Raw genomic sequence first — 20,113 nt, 5'->3', positions numbered from 1 at the left:
CCCATTAACAACGCCCCTGATGGGTAAACATGGCGTGAAAGCCCAGTGGTCCCAGTTCAAATCGTCCCGTCTCAATAGGTTGCGCTGGATTATGGCCCTTGAACGTCAGGATCTCCGGGAATTTTGCCGCCTGATCTGGTGGCAGCAGATCATATTGCTGGAGCGTAAATGTGACCTCACCACCATCGGGGAGTGGCAACGTTAACTGCCGGGAACCAGCCTTTACGCTGTCAAAAAAATCAAGGGGTACATTGGCTACCCGGAACTGGTTGACCCGGATGGAATAACCGTCAGCGTTGGTTGCGCGAGCGGCGACCGTATTCCATTCATTGGCTTGAAGAGAGGCTGAGCTCATAGAACATAATACTATCAGCGCCAACGGGGAATATTTATGAAAATGCATCCATTCTTCCTCATAAGTAAAAGTATTTGCATCTTAATATCATTATTGTAAATAACTGAAGGGGCAAGATTAATTACAATATTAACAATAATGACCTGTTATGCTGTTTGTATCCAAACAGACCCCACTAAAATAGCGTGCAATAGAGTTGTATACCATCAAAAATTCAGGTTGATACATAGGTGAAATGATTTTTTAGCCGGGCATTTAAATTTGTTTTATATCAGTAGTGATGAGTAAAGACATATTAGCCAGCATTTGGGCAAGGATGTATGACGAGGTCGTATTTATTGTCTTGATTGTCACTATGTTCTTTTTCTTATTGAGCTGTTGCCAAGTAAAACATTCAGCCAAGAGGTAAAGAATGCCCTAGGTAGTCTTTTCGTTGCTTAACGGAAAACTATTTTTGGTAGCACTCTCGTTGCCGCATGGCCATAGATTTGCAATGGCTGGAATAATCAGAAAGGGGAGGGTGTTGGCTTGGCGCATCAATAATGAATCATATAAACATGGTCATGGCGTTGAATGTGAGCACCATTTACCGGGTATTAAATTACGACTGGTAGATGGTTCAATGTGCCTTTTGCAACTCATGAAGCATGATGTCAGCACCCTGTTATGGTCGCAGCTTCGCCGGTGTTGCCTGTGGTCCAGACCGGAGTGGGAAACGATTTGTGCTTAACATGGTGGCCGCTGCTCCGTGGGGTTCAACGGGATCATTTTTAGCCGGTGATGGAGACGAGGTGAAGGGCAGTGTTACCCTGTGGCCCTGTTTGAATTGCCGGGTTGCCGCAGGTGCCCGCCACACGCTTGCCAGATAAAACAAGGAGTTGTCATGCGCATTGCCATGATTGGTCTGGGGGATATCGCCCAGAAAGCCTATCTGCCGCTGCTTGCCAGCGATGAGCGGGTCACCCCGCTGCTCTGTACCCGCAATCCAGCGGTGCTGGAGCAGCTGGCTCGCCAGTATCGGGTCGCCGAGTGCTTTACCGATGTGGCGGCCATGCTGGCCAGCCGCCCCGACGCCGTGATGATCCACGCCGCCACTGCGGTGCATAGCCAGATTGCCGAGCAGTGCCTGCGCGCCGGTATCCCTACCTTTGTCGACAAGCCCCTGTGCGACAACTTGGCCGAGGCCGAAGCGCTGGCCAACCTCGCCGTGGCGCAAGATTGCGCCCTCTTTACCGGCTTTAACCGCCGTTATCTGCCCGCCATGGCCGAGGCCCGTGCCCAGCCGCTGACCGAACTCAACTGGCAGAAGCACCGCTTCGCCCTGCCGGGCAAGGCGCGGGATTTTATGTTCGACGACTTTATCCATGTGCTCGACAGCCTCTGCTTCTATGGCGGCGTGCCACAGGGGGACTTCCATGCGGTATTGCGGCCCTGTACGCAGGACAAGCGTCTGTTGGCCGGAGTAAGTGTCAGCTGGCAACGCGGGGATCGCGCCATCAGCGGCAGCATGAACCGCAGCGCCGGGATCACCGAGGAGCGCATCGATGCCTACGGCGATAACCTCTCTCTGCACCTTGAGAACTGCACCCGCGGTAGCATCGCCCGTGACAAGCAGGCCGAGATGCTGGCCCCCAACGACTGGCAGCCGGTGCTGGCCCAGCGCGGTTTTGCCGCCATGCTGGAGCACTGGTATCAGCAGATTGAATCGGGCAAGGCGGATAGCGAGCTGATCGCCTCCTACCTGCACGGTCACCGGTTGGCGGAGCAATTGGTCGCGCAGGCAGAAGAGCAGGGATAACGTTGGTTGGCAGTGCGAGGGATGTGAATACGAGGTGCGCGAGCAAGGCGCACCAAAAACAACAGGGGCCGCAGCTGCGGCCCCCGTTGTTATGGGATCAGATACATTTCACCGGCTTGGGCAGGCCGCCAATCTTGGTCGCCTGTTTGGCGGGTCCTTCCGGGAACAGCTTGTAGAGGTAGCGGCTGTTACCCTTCTCGGGGCCGTACTGCTTCTCCATCGCCTTGACCAGCGCGCGGATGGCGGGGGAGGTGTTGAACTCCAGATAGAAGGCACGCACGAAACGCACCACTTCCCAGTGCGGCTCCTCCAGCACGATCCCCTCCTGCGCAGCCAGCACCAGCGCCAGCTCCTCGCTCCAGTCGCTGCTGTTGAGCAGGTAGCCCTTGGCATCGGTCTTTATGAGTTGGCCGTTAAATTCCAGCTGATGTTGTTCGGGCGCAGACATGGGGCTCCTCGCTAATGGGGCTATCAGGATTGGGCGGGCATGGTAGCGCCTTGATCCCCGGTGAGCAACCGGCTCTCGTTGGCCAGATGGAGCAACTCATCCGCCAGCTCGCTGATCAGGTTGAGCTGCTGGGTCAGCATCAACTGCTCCTCGCTGCACTCGTTATCGCCATCCGTGGTGAGCAGCAGGTTTTTGCTGCCGATGGAGCTGGAGGGGGTGCCCGCCAGATGACCGGCCGCCTGCTCCAGGGTGTGGCAGATGTGGTGGCGCATCTCATCCAGCCCGTTGATGGCCTCCAGCTTGTCGCGATGGGCCCCCAGCGCCGAGATGTAGGAGAGCAGGGCGTGGTTGCGCCAGGTGAGGGTAAAGCAGAGATCGAGAAAGCGGCGGCGCTTTTGCGGTTCCACCAGCATGCTCTGCCAGGCGGTGGCCAGCTCGCTGTCCGCCAGATGGGCGCTCTTGCGCGCTACCCGATAGTCGATGGACTCGTCCCGCTGCTGCTTGAGGCTCGCCAGCACCGCCGAGAGGTAGCGGGCGTTGGCCGAGAGCGAATTGGCGATCAGGGTCGGCAGCCGTTTGTATTGCCAGTCCGGCCACAGCCAGGCCACCAACCCGTAGGAGATCAGGCAGCCGAGCAGGGTGTCGAGCAAGCGCGGCCCCAGAATGGCGAAACCGATGCCATCGAGCAGGTTGAACGCCATCAGCACATAGAGGGTGATAAAGCAGACCGCGGCACTGTAGTTGTTGCGCACCTGGGTGAAGAAGAGGAAGGCGGCGAGCCCCATCACTACCAGCTGGACGTGCAGCTCGGGGAACAGCCAGAGCACCGGGAGTCCCACCAGGATCCCGATAAAGGTGCCGAGCATCCGTTGCACCAGTCGGCGCCGGGTGGCGCTGTAGCTGGGCTGGCAGACAAACAGCACGGTCAGCAAAATCCAGTAGCCCTTTTCGATATCAAAGGCTTGTAGTATGCCGTAGCCGATCACCAGCCCGAGTGACAAACGCAGCGCGTGGCGAAACACCATGGAGTGCAAGGTGAGGTGCTGCTTGAGCTGGGTCAGCAGCGGCAGGCGGGGCGGCCGCGCCAGCGCGGGCAGCTCCTGCTGCGGTTGTTCGGGGTTTTGCAGCACTTCGGCACTGCCCAGCAGCTGGTTGATGCTGGCCAGATTGCGGCGCAGGAACTTCATCGGCGTCAGCAGGGTTTTCGGGTAGTGCTGCTTGAGATTGGTGAACTCCAGCTGATCGCCGAGGGCCTGCAGTGTCCAGTGGATGCGCTTGTTATGGGCGTAGGGCTTGTGCACCAGAATGGCGTAACCCAGCCGCTGACACGCCTCGGAGAGTTGCAGGAACAGCTCCTGAAATCCTTCCAGTACGATGCCCTGCTTGAGCTCGGCTTCCAGTCGGCTGTAGGGGTAGTGGCTGGAGGTGGCGCGCTCGTGAATTTCCAGCGCCAGCAGATAGAGACGCAGCAGGCTGGCCAGCTCGGGGCTGGCGGGATGGCGGCGGCTCAGGCGGGCATTGAGGGCCGACTTGGTGAGGGTCAGCGCGCTCACCAGATTGATGTTGAGCTGGGCCAGATTGTGGCGAATGGCCTGGGCGCCGTGCTCGTCCGCCGGGAAGAAGCGGGATTTTTCCAGCAGGTAGCGGCCAAGGGCGAAGTAGCTCTGGGCCAGCTGCTCGTGCAGGGTTTTGTAGGGCAGCAGCCAGAGCCAGATGAAAGAGACCAGCCCGTACCAGAGGGCACCAGCGCCGAGTGCCAGCGGCTGATAGAAGAGATCCGGCGCCTTGGCGGCCCCCAGCATGGTGTAGATGGCGATCAGCAGCGAGCCAAAGCTTATGGTGGCGTAGCGGGCACCGAGCGCCCCTACCATCACGAAGATAAAGGTGGAGCTGGCCAGCCCGATGGCAAACAGCCAGGGGGTGGGGTAGAGATACTGCACGCACAGGGACGCAAACATGAAGCAGACCAGCGTCATGGCGAGGTTCTTGAGGCGTCCCCACAGGCTGTCGTCGGTTTCGGCGATGGCGCCCGCCACTAACCCGAGGGAGAGCAGCACGGTGAGCTGGATATTGCCGGTGGCCAGGGTGAAGGCGAGCAGACCGAGAATGGCCAGCAGCACCTTGAGTGCGAAGTAGATGTGACTATCGGTCAGCAGTCGGCGCAGCAGGCCAGAAAATTCCATCGGCATGAAACAGGAACAACCCTTGAACGAAACGAGAGCAGGATAGTAACCCGCCAAGCGCGAAGTGGCCCTGATCCAAATCAGGGCCACTTCGCTTCATATCCTTGATTTACAACTTATCCTGACAGAAACAGGAGCCAGTAAAAACCCCGCCGAAGCGGGGTTTCTGATTAGTTGCGGTTGCCGCCAAGCAGGCTCAGCAGGCTCAGGAAGATGTTGTAGATGGAGACATACAGGGTGACGGTCGCAGAGATGTAGTTGGTCTCGCCGCCGCGCACGATCTGCTGGGTAGTCAGCAGGATGGCCCCGGAGGAGAACAGCATGAACATGGCGGACAGCGCCAGGCTCAGGGCGCTCATCTGCAGGAAGATGTTGGCCACCATGGCGACCAGCAGTACCCAGAAACCAACGAACAGCATGCCGCCGATAAAGGAGAGGTCACGCTTGGTGGTCAGGGCATACGCCGACAGACCGAAGAAGGTGAGTGCGGTGCCGCCAAGGGCAGTCATCACGATCTCGCCACCACCATTGTTCATGTACATGTTGATGATGGGGCCCAGGCTATAGCCCAGCAGACCGGTCAGGGCGAAGGTGAATACCAGGCCCATGCCGTTGTTGCGATTCTTCTCGGTCAGGAACATCAGACCGTAGACGCCGATCAGGAACACGGCCCAGTGCAGCGGCGGCATGTTCATCACGGTAGCGACCCCTGCCACCACGGCAGAGAAGCCCAGAGTGAGGGAGAGCAGCATATAGGTGTTACGCAGCACCTTGTTGGTATCGCGTACGGCACTTTGGGTGCCAGTGTAGATAGAACGGGTATCCATCTTGGGTGTCCTCTTAAGGTCCGGGTGGGGCAGCGAGCGGCCGCCTCGTTATCGCTTTTGTTACTGCACGTGTTACTGCATGTGTACGCATTGTATGTAGAACAAATAGGGATGACGAGGAACAATTTCAAGCCACCTGCCATTTTGCTCCCGCACACTATCCCACAGGAAATATGTATTGCATATGAACGGGCCATTGACGTAGTATGCACGCCGTTCGGAGGGGTGGCAGAGCGGCTGAATGCACCGGTCTTGAAAACCGGCGATGGGCGACCATCCGTGGGTTCAAATCCCACCTCCTCCGCCATATTCAAAGAGAAAGCCCAAGCGGTTACCCGCTTGGGCTTTTTCGTATCTGCGTATCACCGGGCTGGCCATCTGATGTCGGTTCGTTTGGCTTCACCGATGAAGGCTGTGATGTCGACCATATCTCAATTGGGCTGCATCAGGTCGCCGGTCAGCTCGATCTGCACCGCTATCCCTTGCTGCTTGATTTGCTGGGCGATGGCGTTGAGATCGCTGCCCGGTTTGGCCTCCAGCAGGGCGATGCCGCCACTGCTCAACTGGAAGTTCAGGCCGTGACGGGCGGCCAGCTCTTTGGCCCTTGCATCATCAGCCTTCACCAGCAGGGTGCCGCTAACGGTCAGCTCCGGGCTGGCGGCTCCCTCCATCAGCACATCGCCGCGGTGCAGGGGCTGTGCCGCTGCTTTGCCATCTACCGTATCCAGGCTGTTGGCGACCTGCCTCTTGCTGCCGTTGTCGGGAGTGAGGTAAGTCTGGTCGTTCACTTCTATCGTCTTGTACTGCTTGCCATCCATAGTCACTGATTCTGCGGCGCACAGAGCTCCGGAGAGAGGGAGCAACAGGGTTGCCAGCAGCAAGGTAACAGTTTTTTTCATGATAATACTCCTGGCTGGTTAGTTGCCGTTGATGTCGTGACCCAGGATCCGCAGGGACCAATTGAGCATTTTTCCCGGTTGACGGTTGTTAAACTCGACCAGATTGAGGAGTGGTAACTTGGAGCCTTCAACAAACCGTCCTACCTGATGTGCCGAGCCAGATACATCAGTGACTTCCAATCGCCACTCTCCCTGAGCCGGTTCATCATAAAACTTGTTGCTGAGCAAACGCATGTCGCGCAGTCCTTTGATGTGTGTAAAGCCCCGCAACTTCATATCAAGTGATTGCCCGATCAGACTGTTGAAGGGGTTGAGCAGTATGCTACGGGTACCAGAGGGGGAGACCAGTTCAATCAGCAGGTCGGATAGGCGCTGGTGCTCCAGATTAATCATGACCTGTACCGCCTCTACCTTCAGAGGTGTTGTGATATTAGTGGTCGAACGGGTTGGCTTGTCGCCGACATCGGGAATGTCGGCCTCCTCTGCGGGGACGTTGGTCTGCTGCCATGGCAATTTCACCAGTGGGGGCAGTGGCGTATGTTTTTCTGCCTCCTTAAGTGCCTGGTTGACATCGATCAGACCAAAACCGTAGGTGGGGCTAAACCACATGCCAGCGGCGTTGCGTTCCCACCCTTCTAGCCCTTTGACTGTTCGCTTTTTGCCGCTTTCGGTGATGTAGCTGACCCTCACCGGCTGCTGATCTGCATCGATCCGGGTTGCGCTGCGCGCCAGCAGATCCCGCAGATCCCGCACCGACATCTCCGGGTAGGCAGACATCAGCAGGGCCATGGCGCCCGAGGTGTTGGGGGTGGCGGCAGAGGTGCCGTTCATGGTGCCCACATATTCACAATTGTCATCAACCAGCGGCTGGTCGGTATGGAGTCGATTGGGGTTTTCTACATGTCTATCCCGGTTTTCGTCGCCAGCCCGATTGTAGCCTCGGTCGCAGTCAGGCAGATCCGTGGTAACGATGGCAGGGGAGTCGGTACCGTATTCGCCACCCGGGGCGCTGATAAAGACGTTGCTGCCCACGCTGGAGTAGGAGGAGCGCTTGCCATCGGCGTTGATGGCACTGACCACCAGATTCCAGAAGTTGGTATTGGACGGATCCAGATTGCTATTTTGAAATGGCAACGCAGGGCCACCATTGCCAGGGATGTCACGGGTGTATGTATAGCGACCTACTTTTATCTTTTTGAAACCGTTTCCGGCTGCCTTGATATAGGCGGCATTATCCAGAAGGGTCTTTCGTTCTAACAACGCTTCGCGTTGGATAAGATCCAGCTTATAACCCTTAAGATCAGGATCATCTTCCTTGCTGACGGACGCAGGGTACAAATGACTAGAGCCATAGCTTTGGTTGAAGACTCTATTATCGCCTCGGGGGTTTTTATCACCCCCAAGGGCGTAGAGCTGGTTCTTCTGCCCCTGGCTAGCAAGTATGTTGTATCCCTGTAGCCTTACTCTTGGCGCAACACCCAGGGTTCCTATCCCATTATCTGCAGAGGCAATGATGCCGGCGACAGCGGTACCATGCGCATCATCCGGATCGGTTGGGGTGGGGTCGTTGTTGCGGTTCACAAAGTTATACGAGCCCGCGCGAATATTGCTCCTGAGATTTGGGTGGCGGATAGCCAGCCCGTCATCCAGCACCGCCACATTGATATCCTCACCCTGCACGCCGGTGCGGTGGGCCCACCAGAGGTTAAGGTCATTGCCTGCCTTGCCTCCGCTGGCACTGAAGGCATCCTGACCGGTGTTGAGGAGGTGCCACTGCTGATCTTGCAGGGGATTATTGCCCGGCAAGCAGCGATCGCTGGTGTTGTTGTTGCGGCTGATATCGATGTTACCTTCTCTGCCCGTGAGTAGCTGACAATCCGGATCTGCCTGAACAGATGCACTGGACAATGTCGACAGCAGCGCTGCGATGGCCAGCGCTAATGATGTTTGCTTCATTATTTTTCAACTCCATTTTGAATCGCACCTTCCTGAGTGCGAAAGAAATCTATACAGGTAAAGCTGGGATTCAAAATGGGCTTTTTTTGATATTTTGAAATACATCAAAGAAATGCGATCTTATTTATGGTTGCTATTTAAATGATGTGGCCAATGTGATTAATTTAGAGGGCCGCGTGATTTTAGTTATTGATCTTTTTGTTTTTATTTCGGTGTTTTACATCGTTTGCACTGGATTAATCGGCATTCAATGACAACAAATGAAAAACAGATGGCTATACTGATAAATAAGTAAATTACATCGCTGACAGGAGAGAAAAGAAGGGCTGGATCGGTATTGCGGATTATCTGGTTCTGCAGTGGTTAAGATATGTTTTTTAAATTTTCACCGGTCTGTCGGTTATATCAGACAGGGAAAGCCCAAGCGGCTTTCCGCTTGAGCATTGTTTGTTCCCATGTGGGCGGGAGCAGATGGTGGGTGAGAACACATCGATTGTTCCCTATCACAGCTAAACCAGAATGACCTGTACATCTTTGGCTTTGAGCTGTTCGATGACATCTTGATCTGCATCCTTGCCGGTGATCAGAATGTCTATCTTGCTGGCGGCGCAAAACAGCATGCCTGCCCGTTGCCCCACCTTGCTGCTGTCGGCCAATACCACCAGTCGGCCAACGTGGTTGAGCATCTTCTGCTCTGCCATGGCGGTCAGCATATCCATCTTGTAGAGACCATCGGCAGTCACGCCCTTGCCGCTGGTAAACATCCAGTGCCCGGCATAGAGGGAGGAGATCTCGTCCTGCGGTGCCAGGGTGATGGACTGCGACTTGTTGTATTGACCCCCGATGATCACCACGCCGTCATGGTCATTCTCGATCAGGTAGTTGGCGAGCGGGAAGTAGTTGGTGATGACCTGAACATCCTGCCCGCAGATCTCCTGACCCAGTACGAAGGCGGTTGAACCACAGTTGATGACTGCGCTTTCACCCGGTTTGATGAGGGCAGCGGCTGCCTGGGCGATGCGCACCTTCTCGCTGTGATTAACACTTTCGTTGCTGTCGAGAGGAGACCAATGGGCCTTTCTCACCTGCATCAAGGCTTCGGCTCCGTTGCGTACCTTGCGCAGTTTGCCGGAATCATTGAGCTTGTTGATATCGCGACGAGCAGTTGCCGGAGAAATATCAAAGGCTTGCATTATGCTGCTGACCGACAGATGACGTTTCTGATTGAGCAATTCCAAAATAGCGTTATGGCGATGTGCTTCTGTCATATCGTGCCTAATGATGATTGAATCTGATTGGGTGGTGATGATATCGCGCATAAGAGTGAATGACAGCCACCTTGTTAACACTTCTGATACTGAGATATCAGACGAGAGCCAGATCTGCTTGCCGAGCGAGTTCGATCAGCCGCGCTTTGGCCGTTTTCAGGTTACTGGCCCATTGTGCATCCTTGGCCCACATCTCCAGCACCAGCGGCCCGTTGTAACCGATGTTTGCCAGGGTGTTGAAAATCGCGGCAAAGTCGACCTCTCCTTCGCCAATCACCAGATCGCGGAACTGTCCCTTGCAATCGGCTGATACCTTGCGGGTATCTTTGAGATGGATCTGCACGATATGCTCAGCGCTCAATTGCAGTTCGGTACAGGTGTCGTAGTTCCAGCCGGTGATATTGCCGACATCCGGGTAGGCCATAAAGTAGGGGGAGGGGATCTGCTTTTTCAGCACTTCGAATTTGCTGAGAGAGTTGAGGTAGGGGGTATCCATGATCTCCACACCCAGCATGATGCCTGCCCGTTCCGCCATCTTGGTTGCTGCCAGCATTCCTTCGATGAAGTGGCGGTGGGTCTGTTCGCTTTGGGGTTCGTAATAGACGTCATAGCCTGCCAGCTGGATGCAGCGAATGCCTAGCTTGTATGCCAGATTGATCGCTTTTTCCATGAGGATGGCCGCCTGCTCGCGGATGGCCGGATCGTGCGAACCAAAGGGAAAGCGGCGATGGGCACTCAGGCACATGGAGTGCAGCGGGAAGCTGTGTTTCTCACACAGGTGTCTGAGCTGATAGATTTCGCTATCTGACCAATCCAGCCGCTGCAACTTTTCATCCGACTCATCAATGGATATCTCGATGAAATCGAACCCCAGTTCTTTGGCTGACAGAATTTTTTCTTCCCACTCCAGCTCGGAGGGCATCGCTTTTTCATAAAGGCCGAGGCGAATGGCATGGTCAAAGTTATGCATACAAGCTCCTGCATTCAGATAGGGAAATAGCTGTTCAATACTTCGAGGATCCCGCCCTCGTCGTTGCTCTCGCGGGTGACCCGGTCGGCCATCAGCCGGACCTCTGGTTCGGCATTGGCCATGGCGATGCCTATTCCTGCGAGGCAGAGCATCGAGGTGTCGTTGTGGTTGTCGCCGATGGCGACCAGTCGTGCCGGGCTGATCCCTTGTTGTTCCAGGTGTTTAAGCAGGCGCGCCCCCTTGCTGTTGCCTCTACGGGCAAAATCAACCCGATTGGACCAGGACTGTTCGCCACTGAAGTGTTCGCGAATCCAGGGGTGGTTGGAGAATGCCTGAATTGCGGCGATATCCCCCTCTGCGACGAATTTCCAGATATGGCTGCTGTTTGCCAGCTCCTCTTCAAACGAGTCAACACTGGCTATCTGTGGCTGGATCTGTGGCGGAAAAGCGGTAGCCCATTGCTGCATGGCCTCCATATAGCGAACCGGCTGATGGGAGGAGTAGACCATGCGGTCAGTGACATACATGACGAGATTGAGTTGATGTTGGTGTGCCAGCGTGATGAAGCGTTGCGCCAACTCATGAGGTATGGCGTTATCCGCCAGAACGGCTCGCTGGTCATAGTCGTAAACGTAGGTCCCGTTGCAGCAGATGATGGGGGTGGTCAGGCCCAGTTCGTGATGATAAGGGTGGGCTGCTGTGTGATGTCTGCCGGTGACCAGCATGACGGTGGCCTGCTCCTTGATCCTCATGATGGCCTCTTTGACGGCGGGCATGATGGTGTGAGCACTGGTCAGGGTGGTGCCGTCGAGATCGAGGGCCAGGGCGTGATAGCGCATCGTCTGCTCTTCTTGTTATCTGGTGAGAGGGAGGTAATGCAGGGAGTGATTGATACGACGCGCTTGTCGGCTCATATCAATCACCACCCATCACACTACCCGACTTACTGACAAGTCGTGCTTATTAGAGGAAGGACTTGTAAGGCAGCTCCGGCTCGTCGATGAAGATGTCATCAAATCCGCGCGGGTGCTGATAGTGCAGCTTGCTCTGGTCGGTCGGGAAGGTGTATTTGCCACCGACTTGCCAGAAGAAGGGGCTGAAGCGATAGCCGAGGCGCTCTTTCTTCATATTCCACAGCACTTCGATCTCGCGGGGATCATTTTGGAAGTTGGCCCAGATATCGTGATGGAACGGGATCACTACCTTGGTGTTGAGGGATTCCCCGGCACGCAAGATGTCTGAGGAGGTCATCTTGTCGGTCACACCGCGCGGGTTCTCGCCATAAGAGAGCAGGGCTACATCGATTTGGTAGTCGTTGCCGTGCTTGGCATAGTAGTTGGAGTAGTGAGAGTCACCCGAGTGGTAGAGGTTGCCACCGGATGTTTTGACCAGATAGTTCACCGCCCGATCGTCCATGCCATCCAGGATGTTCTTGTCGGTGGATGAGACCCCAGCGGGTAGGGTAACCAGCGCGGTACGGTCAAATGCATCGAGCACCTGAATCACGATATCACCCACCGGGATCTCGTCACCCACACGCGCCACCACACAGCGCTCGGCCGGTACTCCCCAGCGCTGCCAGAGGTCGACACAGGCCTTGGGGCCGATGAACTTCACATGTTTACCACAGTTTTGCAGCACGGCAGCCGCCACATTGACGTCGATATGGTCGGCATGGTCATGGGTGGCCAACACAGCATCGATAGCTTTAATTCCGAAAGGATCGAGCACGAAAGGTGAGGTTCTCAGATTGGGTTGCAGCTTGCGCACGCCCCCCATCCGCATCATCTGGTGCTGCTTGTTCATGTTGGGATTGCCATGGGTGCGCTTGCCGGTGCCGCACCAGAAGTCGATGGAGATGTTGGTATTGCCGGCAGACTTCAGCCAGATACCGGTGCAACCCAGCCACCACATGGCGAATGTGTTCGGTTTTACCTCTTCCTGTTCAATCTCTTCATTCAGCCAGGTGCCCCACTCCGGGAAGGTGCTGAGGATCCATGATTCACGGGTGATTTCATCAATCTTGCTCATCTGACATACCTTTTCTGGTTTGGATGGGTCACACAGAGTTGATCCATCGGGTGATGACATGGCCTGCATGATTGCGTGCCAATGATTCGTTCTGATTGGATGTGACTATATTCTTGGTTTTGATGATTATCAATGATTGTGGTGATTGTTTTGTGATGTCGGTTACGATTTATTTTGAGTTAGAGATGGGCTTATATGTAAGTTGTTGTATTTATAGGGTGATTTTTGTGTTTAACGAAATAAATCAATCTGTGTGAATCATTTTTTACGGCTTTCAGCGTCTTTTTAACCTAAAAATCACAACTGGAGATGGGGGGAGAGATTCTCTTGACCTAGATCTTCATCACAATAAATCACTATGTGATTATGTATGATTTATTTAGATTTCGCGATGAGTGGTTGCGGTTGAATCTGCTCGCAGGAGTCAGGCAAAGCAATACCGATATAAATGGTGAGATTTACACACCAATCCAATAGCAATGAGTTGTCCTCATCTGGACGGAGCATAAATATGGAAACCCTCTACAACGCTTTTTACATCTTTTACAGTCAGGTGATGACCAAAGCACCCCTGCTGTTGGGGCTGGTGACCTGTATTGGCTACCTGTTGCTCAAGCAGGATGGCACCACCGTCGTCAAGGGGACGGTGAAGACCATTGTTGGTTTCATGTTGGTACAGGTCGGTGCCAGCACACTGGTGGCTGGCTTCAAGCCGGTGGTGGACAAAATTGCGGAATACCACCATCTCACCGGCTCAGTGATTGACCCTTACACCACCATGATGGCCACCATGGAAACCATGGGGGACAACTACTCCTGGGTTGGCTATGCGGTATTACTGGGATTGGCACTGAATATTCTGCTGGTATTGCTGCGTCGCTATACCGGGATCCGCACCATCATGCTGACTGGTCACATCATGTTCCAGCAGGTGGGTCTGGTCGCGGTCTTCTATATGGTGATGGGTGCCTCAATGTGGGAAACCGTCATTTGCTCTGCTGTCATCATGGCCCTCTACTGGGGGATCTCCTCCAACATCATGTTCAAGCCAACCCAGGAAGTGACTGGGGGGGCCGGGTTCTCCATTGGTCACCAGCAACAGGTTGCCTCCTGGATTGCGACCAAGGTGGCATCCAAACTGGGCAATAAGGAGGAGAGTGTCGATCATCTGAAACTGCCAAAGTGGCTGCACATCTTCCACGACAGCATCACGGCGACCGCGATTGTGATGACCATCTTCTTCGGCATCATCCTGCTCTCGTTTGGTCTCGATAATCTGCAGCAGATGGCGGGTCAGACCCACTGGTCCATCTATATTCTCGAGACCGGCCTCAAGTTTGCGGTTGCCATTCAGGTCATCGTGGTGGGGGTGCGGATGTTTGTCGCCGAGCTCTCCGAGGCCTTCAAGGGGATCTCCGAGCGGGTCATTCCCAATGCTGTTCTGGCTATCGACTGTGCTGCTATTTATGCCTATTCACCGAACGCCATGGTCTTTGGCTTTATGTGGGGCGCGATTGGTCAGTTCCTCGCTGTGCTCGCTCTGCTGGCATTCCAGGCGCCCATCATGATTATCCCGGGCTTCATTCCGATGTTCTTCTCCAACGCCACTATCGGGGTGTTCGCCAACCACTTTGGCGGCTGGCGCGCAGTGATGAAGATCTGCTTCGTGATGGGGATCATCGAAGTGCTGGGCTCGGCCTGGGCAATCCATCTGTTTGCGGTCAACGGTACCAGCTTCAATGGCTGGATGGGCATGGCGGACTGGGCACTGGTGTTCCCGGTGATCATGCAGGGTCTTTCCATCTCCTCCCTGTTCTTCGTGGTATTGCTGGTTGGTGCCGGGCTCTATATGTTCTTCGCTTCCCGCACGTTGCGTATGGAAGAGGATATGGCCGTGCCGGGCGCTATCAAGGCAGAAGAAGAGACCGATATGCCTGCTACGCAATCCGAGAGTGTTAAAGGCGGACATGCGGTGCGGATCCTGGCGGTGTGTGGTAACGGTCAGGGCTCATCCATGATGATGAAGATGAAGATCGGCAAGTTTCTCGAGCAGCGTGGGGTGCCCCATATCATGGACTCTTGTGCCGTGGCCGATTACAAAACCAAGCTTCAGACCACCGACATTATTGTCTCTTCCAAGCATCTGGCCGGTGAAATGAGTCCCGGTGAGGGCAAGTTCGTGCTGGGTGTGCAGAACATGCTTAACCCCAATTCGTTTGGTGATGAGCTGTTGGGCCTCATCAAAAACAACTTTGCAAATTAATCCAGAGAGTCTCGTCTGCCATCGGCAGCGGGCAAGGAGAACCACATGAAATTCAAACAATCATTGATCGAAAACGACTCTGTATTACTCAACGCAGTAGCTACCGACTGGCGCAGCGCCATCAAATTGGGTACTGACATGCTGATCCGCTCTGGCGCCGTTGAACCTGGTTACCACGATGCCATCATCGGTAGCATCGAAAAAATGGGTCCCTACATTGTGATTGCACCGCAGTTTGCGATGCCTCATGCCAGACCCGAAGATGGGGTCAATCGCACGGCGTTCGCATTGGTCACTCTGACTACTCCGGTGACGTTTGAGGGGGAAGAGGAGCCGGTGGATGTGCTGGTGACGCTGGCGGGTAGCACCTCCGATGAACACATGGAGGGGCTGATGGAGGTGACTCAGGTACTGGAGGATGAAAACAGCGAGAGCGGGATCAACCTCGACAAGCTGAGAGCTTGCCGCAGCAAGAGCGATGTATTCAACGTTATTGACCTAGCGCTGGCTCAAATGGCCTAAGTACCTAATGCGGCCCCGCAAGGGGCCCAGGAGAACGTAATGTACAACTCATTGAAAGAGGCTGTACTGGAGGCCAACCTGCTGTTGCCCCAATACGGTCTGGTTACCCTGACATGGGGCAACGTTTCCCAGATTGATCGCACCCGGGGCGTCGTGGCTATCAAGCCGTCCGGAGTCTCTTACGACAATATGACCATTGACGATATCGTGGTCGTTAATATGGATGGGCAGGTTGTTGACGGGCATTTATCCCCATCCAGTGATACAGCCACCCATCTGGTTTTATATAAAGCGTTCCAAGGTATTTCTGGCATTGTGCACACCCATTCACGTCATGGCACAATTTGGGCGCAAGCAGGTATGGATATTCCTGCATTGGGGACGACGCACGCCGATTATTTTTATGGGGATATACCCTGCACCCGTCCCCTGACTGAAGATGAAATTCGCGTTGATTATGAGAAAAACACCGGTGAGGTCATCGTCGAAGAGTTCTATCGGCGCGATCTTGACCCGCAGGCCTTGCCTGGCGTAGTTATCACTGGTCATGCCCCATTTTGCTGGGGCAAGAGTGCGGTAGACGCGGTGCATAATGCGCTGGTTCTGGAAGAGGTTGCAACAATGGCACTGGCAACCAGAGCATTGAATCCGGCAATACATATTGCGCAGGAGTTGTCTGACAAACACTATTTCAGGAAACACGGTGCCAATGCTTATTATGGTCAGCGTTAATTAGTCACCATATACGTTAAATTTTAATTCTATTTTTTTAGTGACTTCAGGTTACGGCCTCTTTTCGACTTTAAATCAATGGCCTTGTGTATCCTGCCAACAATTTAAATTAAGGAAATATATTATGACCAAGCCAATGTTACAGATTGCTCTGGATTCTACCGATCTTGCAACTGCGGTAGATATTGCCGATCGGGTTGCCGGTTATGTCGAGGTTATCGAAGTCGGGACTATCCTGGCCTTTGCGGAGGGCATGTCTGCGGTACGTACCATGCGCGAGCGCCACCCCAATCACATCATCGTATGCGATATGAAGACCACAGATGGTGGAGCCATTCTGGCCCGTATGGCCTTCTCTGCCGGTGCTGACTGGATTACGGTGTCAGCGGCCGCCCACGTTGCTACCATTGCTGCCTGCAAGAAAGTTGCGGATGAGTTTGGCGGAGAGATCCAGATCGAGATTTATGGTAACTGGACACTGGATGATGCCAAGCAGTGGGCTGATATGGGGATCACTCAGGCGATTTATCACCGTTCGCGGGATGCCGAGCTGGCCGGTGTCAGCTGGACGCAGACTGATCTGAGCAAGATGCGTGCGCTTTCCGAACTGGGACTGGAGCTGTCGATCACTGGTGGTATTGTGCCGGAAGATATCCATCTGTTTGAAGGGATCCGCGCCAAGACCTTTATCGCCGGGCGGGCATTGGCCTCTGAAAGCGGACAGGCAACCGCCGAAGCTCTGCGCAGCGAGATAAATAAATATTGGTAATGTTGATGGTTGTTGCTTGAGGCCTTTCAAGCGATGTTGCTATCAATAACAGTCCACAACGAGTAAGCCGAGCGGTCCATTACATCAGCTATCACGTTTGGGTGAGGGTCGCATCGGGACTTGGGTTACATACAGTAGCGACTGGCGTAACGGGACATTCATACCTCTCACGAGAGTCGACGCTCGCAATACCAAACATATTGTATAAAGCCCAAGTGATGTCATCGCTTGGGCTTTTTCACATCTGGAATTTGGCTGTGTATTGCTGGCTAACCACGAAGTTATCCAGGGGGTTGGAGTATCAATGATGAAAGAGAGAGGCACTGCCCCTCTCTTTCATGCATTTTTGTTATCCCATCGTTGGCATGGTAAAGCTGCCGGTGTGTTGTTCGAGCCGTACGCTAGTTGGCCAGCGGCTCGTGATAGTCTTCATGCGGGTGTAGAAACGAACCCCATCGTTACCATGCACATTCAATGGCCCAAAGATGGAGCGTTTCCAGCCACCGAAGCTATGGAATGCCATTGGTACAGGGATCGGCACATTTATTCCGACCATGCCAGCTTGCACTTCTTCACTAAATTGACGGGCGGTATCACCATCACGGGTGAAGATGGCCGTTCCGTTACCGTATTGGTGGCGATTGATTAATGTCACTGCGGTGCGATAGTCAGGGGCCCGGACGATGCACAGGACTGGACCGAAAATCTCTTCTTGATAGATGCTCATCTCCGGAGTGACCCGGTCAAACAACGTTGGACCAACGAAGAAACCCTGTTTGTGAGTGGGAACCGTGAAATTGCGGCCATCCACGCAAAGCGTGGCCCCCTGTTCAACACCTTGGTCAATATACTCAATGATTTTGGCTCTATGCTGGGCAGAGATAACCGGGCCCATGTCATTTTCCTGACCCTCGGTGATTCCTGGCCCCACTCGCATTTGTGCAATGCGAGCTTTGAGCCCGGCAACCAGATTATCTGCCATGTCATCACCCACTGCGACGGCAACCGACAGCGCCATGCAGCGTTCACCAGCTGCGCCGTAGGCTGCGCCCATGATGGCAGACAGAGTCTGTTCCAGATCTGCATCTGGCATGATGATGCAGTGATTTTTGGCTCCCCCCAGCGCCTGGCAGCGTTTGCCATGTGCTGAAGCAACTGAATATATGTATTCGGCTATGGGGGTAGAGCCGACAAAGCTCACGGCCTGAACTCTTTCATCAGTGAGCAGGACATCGACTGCTTCCTTGTCTCCGTTAACGACGTTAAACACGCCATCAGGTAGCCCCGCTTCCTTCAGTAGTTGCGCCAAGCGTAAGGCCAGTGAGGGATTTTTCTCTGAAGGTTTAAGCACGAAGGTGTTACCTGTTGCCAAGGCGATGGGGAACATCCACATGGGCACCATGGCTGGAAAGTTGAAAGGCGTAATTCCCACACAGACACCGAGTGGTTGCATTAGCGAGTGACTGTCAACACCGGTACCAACGTTGGCGGAGTGTTCTCCTTTTTGTAGATGAGGAATGCCACAAGCAAACTCTACAACCTCCATGCCACGAGTCAGTTCACTTTGAGCATCAGATAAGACCTTGCCGTGCTCTTCGCTGATGAGCCGAGCTAACTCATCTCGCTTGGTTTCCAGCAAGGATTTGAAATTAAATAGAATTCTTGCTCGGCGCAGCGACGGTGTTTGCGACCATGCAGGGAAGGCCGTGTGTGCAACAGCAATTGCCTGACGAACTTCATCGGCTGAGCTCAATAAGACCTGACGTATCTGTTCGCCCTGCGCTGGATTGAAGATGGGGGCAATACGCTCGCTGAGGCTGGCTGTGATGGCGCCACCGATGTAGTTCTGTACGATGTCCATTCGTTCTCTCTCTTGGCTGATGATCACGGATTTTGTGAAATTTAAGTTTCATAAAAATATTATTGGAAATGAAAATTTCATTCTGTGATCGATCCAACATTGTTGACAGCATGTCTGCAGGTCGGTGCCACGCTCGTGTGGAACCCCTGGCTATGGCAACGAAATGGTTTACAGTTTTTTATGATATGAAAGAATGGTTGTTCCATTGCTGCTGACAGGACGCTTGATCCTAAGGCAGTGAATGAGCCCTGGCCTTCATCGTCGTTGTGATTTCTGATTGATTTTTATCAATTTATTCAATATCGACTTGGGCATTCTGACAGGCCAGCTGGCGCCCAGGTAAACATGGTTACAACGGATTGGAGAGCATAATGACAGTGGCGAAGAACCTAGCAGAACTACAGGAGCAGATCCGCTCCCGCTATGGCGAGCTGAGCAAGCGTTTACAGCAAGTAGCCAAGTATTTGATAGATAATAAAAATATAGTTGCGATGCAAACCGTAGCCGCTATTGCTAAGGAGGCCGGAGTTCCCCCGTCAACACTGATCCGGTTTGCCAGTACCTTTGGTTTCAATGGTTTCAATGAAATGAAACAGATTTTTCGCCTTGATCTGGTCAAAGAAACGGCGAGCTATACAGAACGGGCCCGTCTGTTTCGTGAGATAGAGGGGGGAACCGAGGTGGAGCAACCTCATCATATTCTGCAGGAGTTTGTGCGGGCAAATACCCAGTCAATGCAGCAGTTGGTACTCCATACACCGGAAGTTGAACTGTGTCAGGCTATCTCCCTTTTGCAGGAGGCAGACACCATTTATGTGATTGGTTCACGTCGTTCTTTCAGTGCGGCAGTTTACCTTCGCTACGCACTTGGGCATCTGGAACGACGAACCGTGTTGCTTGATGGTTTGGGTGGCATGTTGGCCGAGGAGGCGGCCCTGATGAATAGCCGAGATGTGGTGATCTCTATCAGTTTTACCCCATATGCGGATGAAACACTGATGGTCAGTGAGAAAGCCGCTCAGGTTGGAGCTAGCCAGATTGTGATTACAGATAGTCAAATAAGTCCTTTGGCATCATTGAGTGATGTCTGCTTTGTAGTGAAAGAGGCTCAAGTGGGGGCGTTTCGTTCCCAAGCTGCGACCTTATGTCTACTGCAATCGCTAGCGGTAGGGCTGGCTTTTAAAAAGAGTGAAGAGATGGCCAAGCAAGGTTCCATCGTTTCGTAAAGTGG

16 protein-coding genes, 1 tRNA gene and 1 pseudogene are annotated in these 20,113 nt (G+C 53.9%); 7 read left to right on the top strand and 11 right to left on the bottom strand.

The genetic code is table 11. The features are described from left to right. Nucleotides 1-10: 10 nt before the first annotated feature. Nucleotides 11-403 (bottom strand): annotated as a pseudogene (locus ACE1BR_RS07695) (hypothetical protein); the annotation flags it as partial. Between the two features lie 835 nt (nt 404-1,238). On the opposite strand from ACE1BR_RS07695, the gene ACE1BR_RS07690 reads away from it, so the two are divergent. Beyond that, nucleotides 1,239-2,153, top strand: a complete 915-nt coding sequence (locus tag ACE1BR_RS07690) for a Gfo/Idh/MocA family protein (RefSeq protein ID WP_374869069.1) — start codon at nt 1,239-1,241, stop codon at nt 2,151-2,153. A 97-nt stretch (nt 2,154-2,250) separates the two neighbouring features. Here the strand turns inward: ACE1BR_RS07690 and ACE1BR_RS07685 are convergent, their stop codons facing one another. From ACE1BR_RS07685 to ACE1BR_RS07675, 3 genes are all read right to left on the bottom strand, one after another. Beyond that, nucleotides 2,251-2,601 (bottom strand): TusE/DsrC/DsvC family sulfur relay protein, encoded by a 351-nt coding sequence (locus tag ACE1BR_RS07685; RefSeq protein ID WP_374869067.1) that lies wholly within the window; start codon nt 2,599-2,601, stop codon nt 2,251-2,253. 23 nt (nt 2,602-2,624) lie between these two features. Continuing rightward, complete coding sequence (gene yccS / locus ACE1BR_RS07680; RefSeq protein WP_374869065.1) at nt 2,625-4,790, bottom strand: YccS family putative transporter; 2,166 nt, start codon at nt 4,788-4,790, stop codon at nt 2,625-2,627. A gap of 164 nt (nt 4,791-4,954) precedes the next feature. Then, nucleotides 4,955-5,611, bottom strand: a complete 657-nt coding sequence (locus ACE1BR_RS07675; RefSeq protein ID WP_042009855.1) for a Bax inhibitor-1/YccA family protein — start codon at nt 5,609-5,611, stop codon at nt 4,955-4,957. A 219-nt stretch (nt 5,612-5,830) separates the two neighbouring features. On the opposite strand from ACE1BR_RS07675, the gene ACE1BR_RS07670 reads away from it, so the two are divergent. Beyond that, a tRNA-Ser gene (locus ACE1BR_RS07670) sits at nt 5,831-5,918 on the top strand. 124 nt (nt 5,919-6,042) lie between these two features. Here ACE1BR_RS07670 and ACE1BR_RS07665 read toward each other — a convergent pair. The 6 genes from ACE1BR_RS07665 to ulaG form a co-directional block, all read right to left on the bottom strand. Then, nucleotides 6,043-6,510, bottom strand: coding sequence for a hypothetical protein (locus ACE1BR_RS07665; protein WP_374869063.1), 468 nt, complete (start codon nt 6,508-6,510; stop codon nt 6,043-6,045). A gap of 18 nt (nt 6,511-6,528) precedes the next feature. Beyond that, entirely contained in the window at nt 6,529-8,466 is a 1,938-nt protein-coding gene (locus tag ACE1BR_RS07660; protein WP_374869061.1) for a S8 family serine peptidase, read from the bottom strand. A 509-nt stretch (nt 8,467-8,975) separates the two neighbouring features. Beyond that, the gene (ulaR, locus tag ACE1BR_RS07655) at nt 8,976-9,734 is read right to left on the bottom strand and encodes an HTH-type transcriptional regulator UlaR (RefSeq protein ID WP_374869059.1); all 759 of its coding nucleotides are present in this window, start codon (nt 9,732-9,734) and stop codon (nt 8,976-8,978) included. 97 nt (nt 9,735-9,831) lie between these two features. Beyond that, nucleotides 9,832-10,704, bottom strand: a complete 873-nt coding sequence (locus ACE1BR_RS07650; protein WP_374869057.1) for an L-ribulose-5-phosphate 3-epimerase — start codon at nt 10,702-10,704, stop codon at nt 9,832-9,834. Between the two features lie 14 nt (nt 10,705-10,718). After that, entirely contained in the window at nt 10,719-11,543 is an 825-nt protein-coding gene (locus tag ACE1BR_RS07645; protein WP_374869055.1) for a Cof-type HAD-IIB family hydrolase, read from the bottom strand. 124 nt (nt 11,544-11,667) lie between these two features. Further along, nucleotides 11,668-12,735, bottom strand: coding sequence for an L-ascorbate 6-phosphate lactonase (gene ulaG / locus ACE1BR_RS07640; protein ID WP_374869053.1), 1,068 nt, complete (start codon nt 12,733-12,735; stop codon nt 11,668-11,670). Nucleotides 12,736-13,246: 511 nt separating this feature from the next. Here ulaG and ACE1BR_RS07635 point away from each other — a divergent pair. The 4 genes from ACE1BR_RS07635 (at nt 13,247) to ACE1BR_RS07620 (ending at nt 17,021) form a co-directional block, all read left to right on the top strand. After that, entirely contained in the window at nt 13,247-14,998 is a 1,752-nt protein-coding gene (locus ACE1BR_RS07635) for a PTS ascorbate-specific subunit IIBC (protein WP_374869051.1), read from the top strand. 45 nt (nt 14,999-15,043) lie between these two features. Next, entirely contained in the window at nt 15,044-15,520 is a 477-nt protein-coding gene (locus ACE1BR_RS07630) for a PTS sugar transporter subunit IIA (RefSeq protein WP_374869049.1), read from the top strand. A gap of 39 nt (nt 15,521-15,559) precedes the next feature. After that, complete coding sequence (locus ACE1BR_RS07625) at nt 15,560-16,252, top strand: L-ribulose-5-phosphate 4-epimerase (protein ID WP_374869047.1); 693 nt, start codon at nt 15,560-15,562, stop codon at nt 16,250-16,252. Nucleotides 16,253-16,376: 124 nt separating this feature from the next. Then, nucleotides 16,377-17,021 carry a 3-keto-L-gulonate-6-phosphate decarboxylase UlaD gene (locus ACE1BR_RS07620; RefSeq protein ID WP_374869045.1) on the top strand — a complete coding sequence of 215 codons (645 nt, stop codon included), beginning with the start codon at nt 16,377-16,379 and terminating at the stop codon, nt 17,019-17,021. Nucleotides 17,022-17,370: 349 nt separating this feature from the next. Here ACE1BR_RS07620 and ACE1BR_RS07615 read toward each other — a convergent pair whose 3' ends face one another. Next, nucleotides 17,371-18,882, bottom strand: a complete 1,512-nt coding sequence (locus ACE1BR_RS07615) for a CoA-acylating methylmalonate-semialdehyde dehydrogenase (RefSeq protein ID WP_374869043.1) — start codon at nt 18,880-18,882, stop codon at nt 17,371-17,373. 371 nt (nt 18,883-19,253) lie between these two features. Between ACE1BR_RS07615 and ACE1BR_RS07610 the strand changes: the two genes are divergently transcribed. Continuing rightward, nucleotides 19,254-20,108: a MurR/RpiR family transcriptional regulator gene (locus tag ACE1BR_RS07610; protein ID WP_135320010.1), complete on the top strand. Its 855-nt coding sequence runs from the start codon at nt 19,254-19,256 to the stop codon at nt 20,106-20,108. Nucleotides 20,109-20,113: the final 5 nt, after the last annotated feature.

The sequence above is a fragment of the Aeromonas sp. MdU4 genome (assembly GCF_041929505.1).
In the GTDB taxonomy this organism is placed as follows: Bacteria; Pseudomonadota; Gammaproteobacteria; order Enterobacterales; family Aeromonadaceae; genus Aeromonas.
Note: the sequence above shows the minus strand (reverse complement) of the source record. Positions and strands in the feature narration are given on the sequence as shown.

Bases quoted from the DNA above. Each gene is read 5' to 3' on its own strand.
- ACE1BR_RS07690 (WP_374869069.1), top strand. From the start codon at position 1,239: ATGCGCATTGCCATGATTGGTCTGGGGGATATCGCCCAGAAAGCCTAT.
- ACE1BR_RS07685 (WP_374869067.1), bottom strand. From the start codon at position 2,601: ATGTCTGCGCCCGAACAACATCAGCTGGAATTTAACGGCCAACTCATA.
- yccS (WP_374869065.1), bottom strand. From the start codon at position 4,790: ATGCCGATGGAATTTTCTGGCCTGCTGCGCCGACTGCTGACCGATAGT.
- ACE1BR_RS07675 (WP_042009855.1), bottom strand. From the start codon at position 5,611: ATGGATACCCGTTCTATCTACACTGGCACCCAAAGTGCCGTACGCGAT.
- ACE1BR_RS07665 (WP_374869063.1), bottom strand. From the start codon at position 6,510: ATGAAAAAAACTGTTACCTTGCTGCTGGCAACCCTGTTGCTCCCTCTC.
- ACE1BR_RS07660 (WP_374869061.1), bottom strand. From the start codon at position 8,466: ATGAAGCAAACATCATTAGCGCTGGCCATCGCAGCGCTGCTGTCGACA.
- ulaR (WP_374869059.1), bottom strand. From the start codon at position 9,734: ATGACAGAAGCACATCGCCATAACGCTATTTTGGAATTGCTCAATCAG.
- ACE1BR_RS07650 (WP_374869057.1), bottom strand. From the start codon at position 10,704: ATGCATAACTTTGACCATGCCATTCGCCTCGGCCTTTATGAAAAAGCG.
- ACE1BR_RS07645 (WP_374869055.1), bottom strand. From the start codon at position 11,543: ATGCGCTATCACGCCCTGGCCCTCGATCTCGACGGCACCACCCTGACC.
- ulaG (WP_374869053.1), bottom strand. From the start codon at position 12,735: ATGAGCAAGATTGATGAAATCACCCGTGAATCATGGATCCTCAGCACC.
- ACE1BR_RS07635 (WP_374869051.1), top strand. From the start codon at position 13,247: ATGGAAACCCTCTACAACGCTTTTTACATCTTTTACAGTCAGGTGATG.
- ACE1BR_RS07630 (WP_374869049.1), top strand. From the start codon at position 15,044: ATGAAATTCAAACAATCATTGATCGAAAACGACTCTGTATTACTCAAC.
- ACE1BR_RS07625 (WP_374869047.1), top strand. From the start codon at position 15,560: ATGTACAACTCATTGAAAGAGGCTGTACTGGAGGCCAACCTGCTGTTG.
- ACE1BR_RS07620 (WP_374869045.1), top strand. From the start codon at position 16,377: ATGACCAAGCCAATGTTACAGATTGCTCTGGATTCTACCGATCTTGCA.
- ACE1BR_RS07615 (WP_374869043.1), bottom strand. From the start codon at position 18,882: ATGGACATCGTACAGAACTACATCGGTGGCGCCATCACAGCCAGCCTC.
- ACE1BR_RS07610 (WP_135320010.1), top strand. From the start codon at position 19,254: ATGACAGTGGCGAAGAACCTAGCAGAACTACAGGAGCAGATCCGCTCC.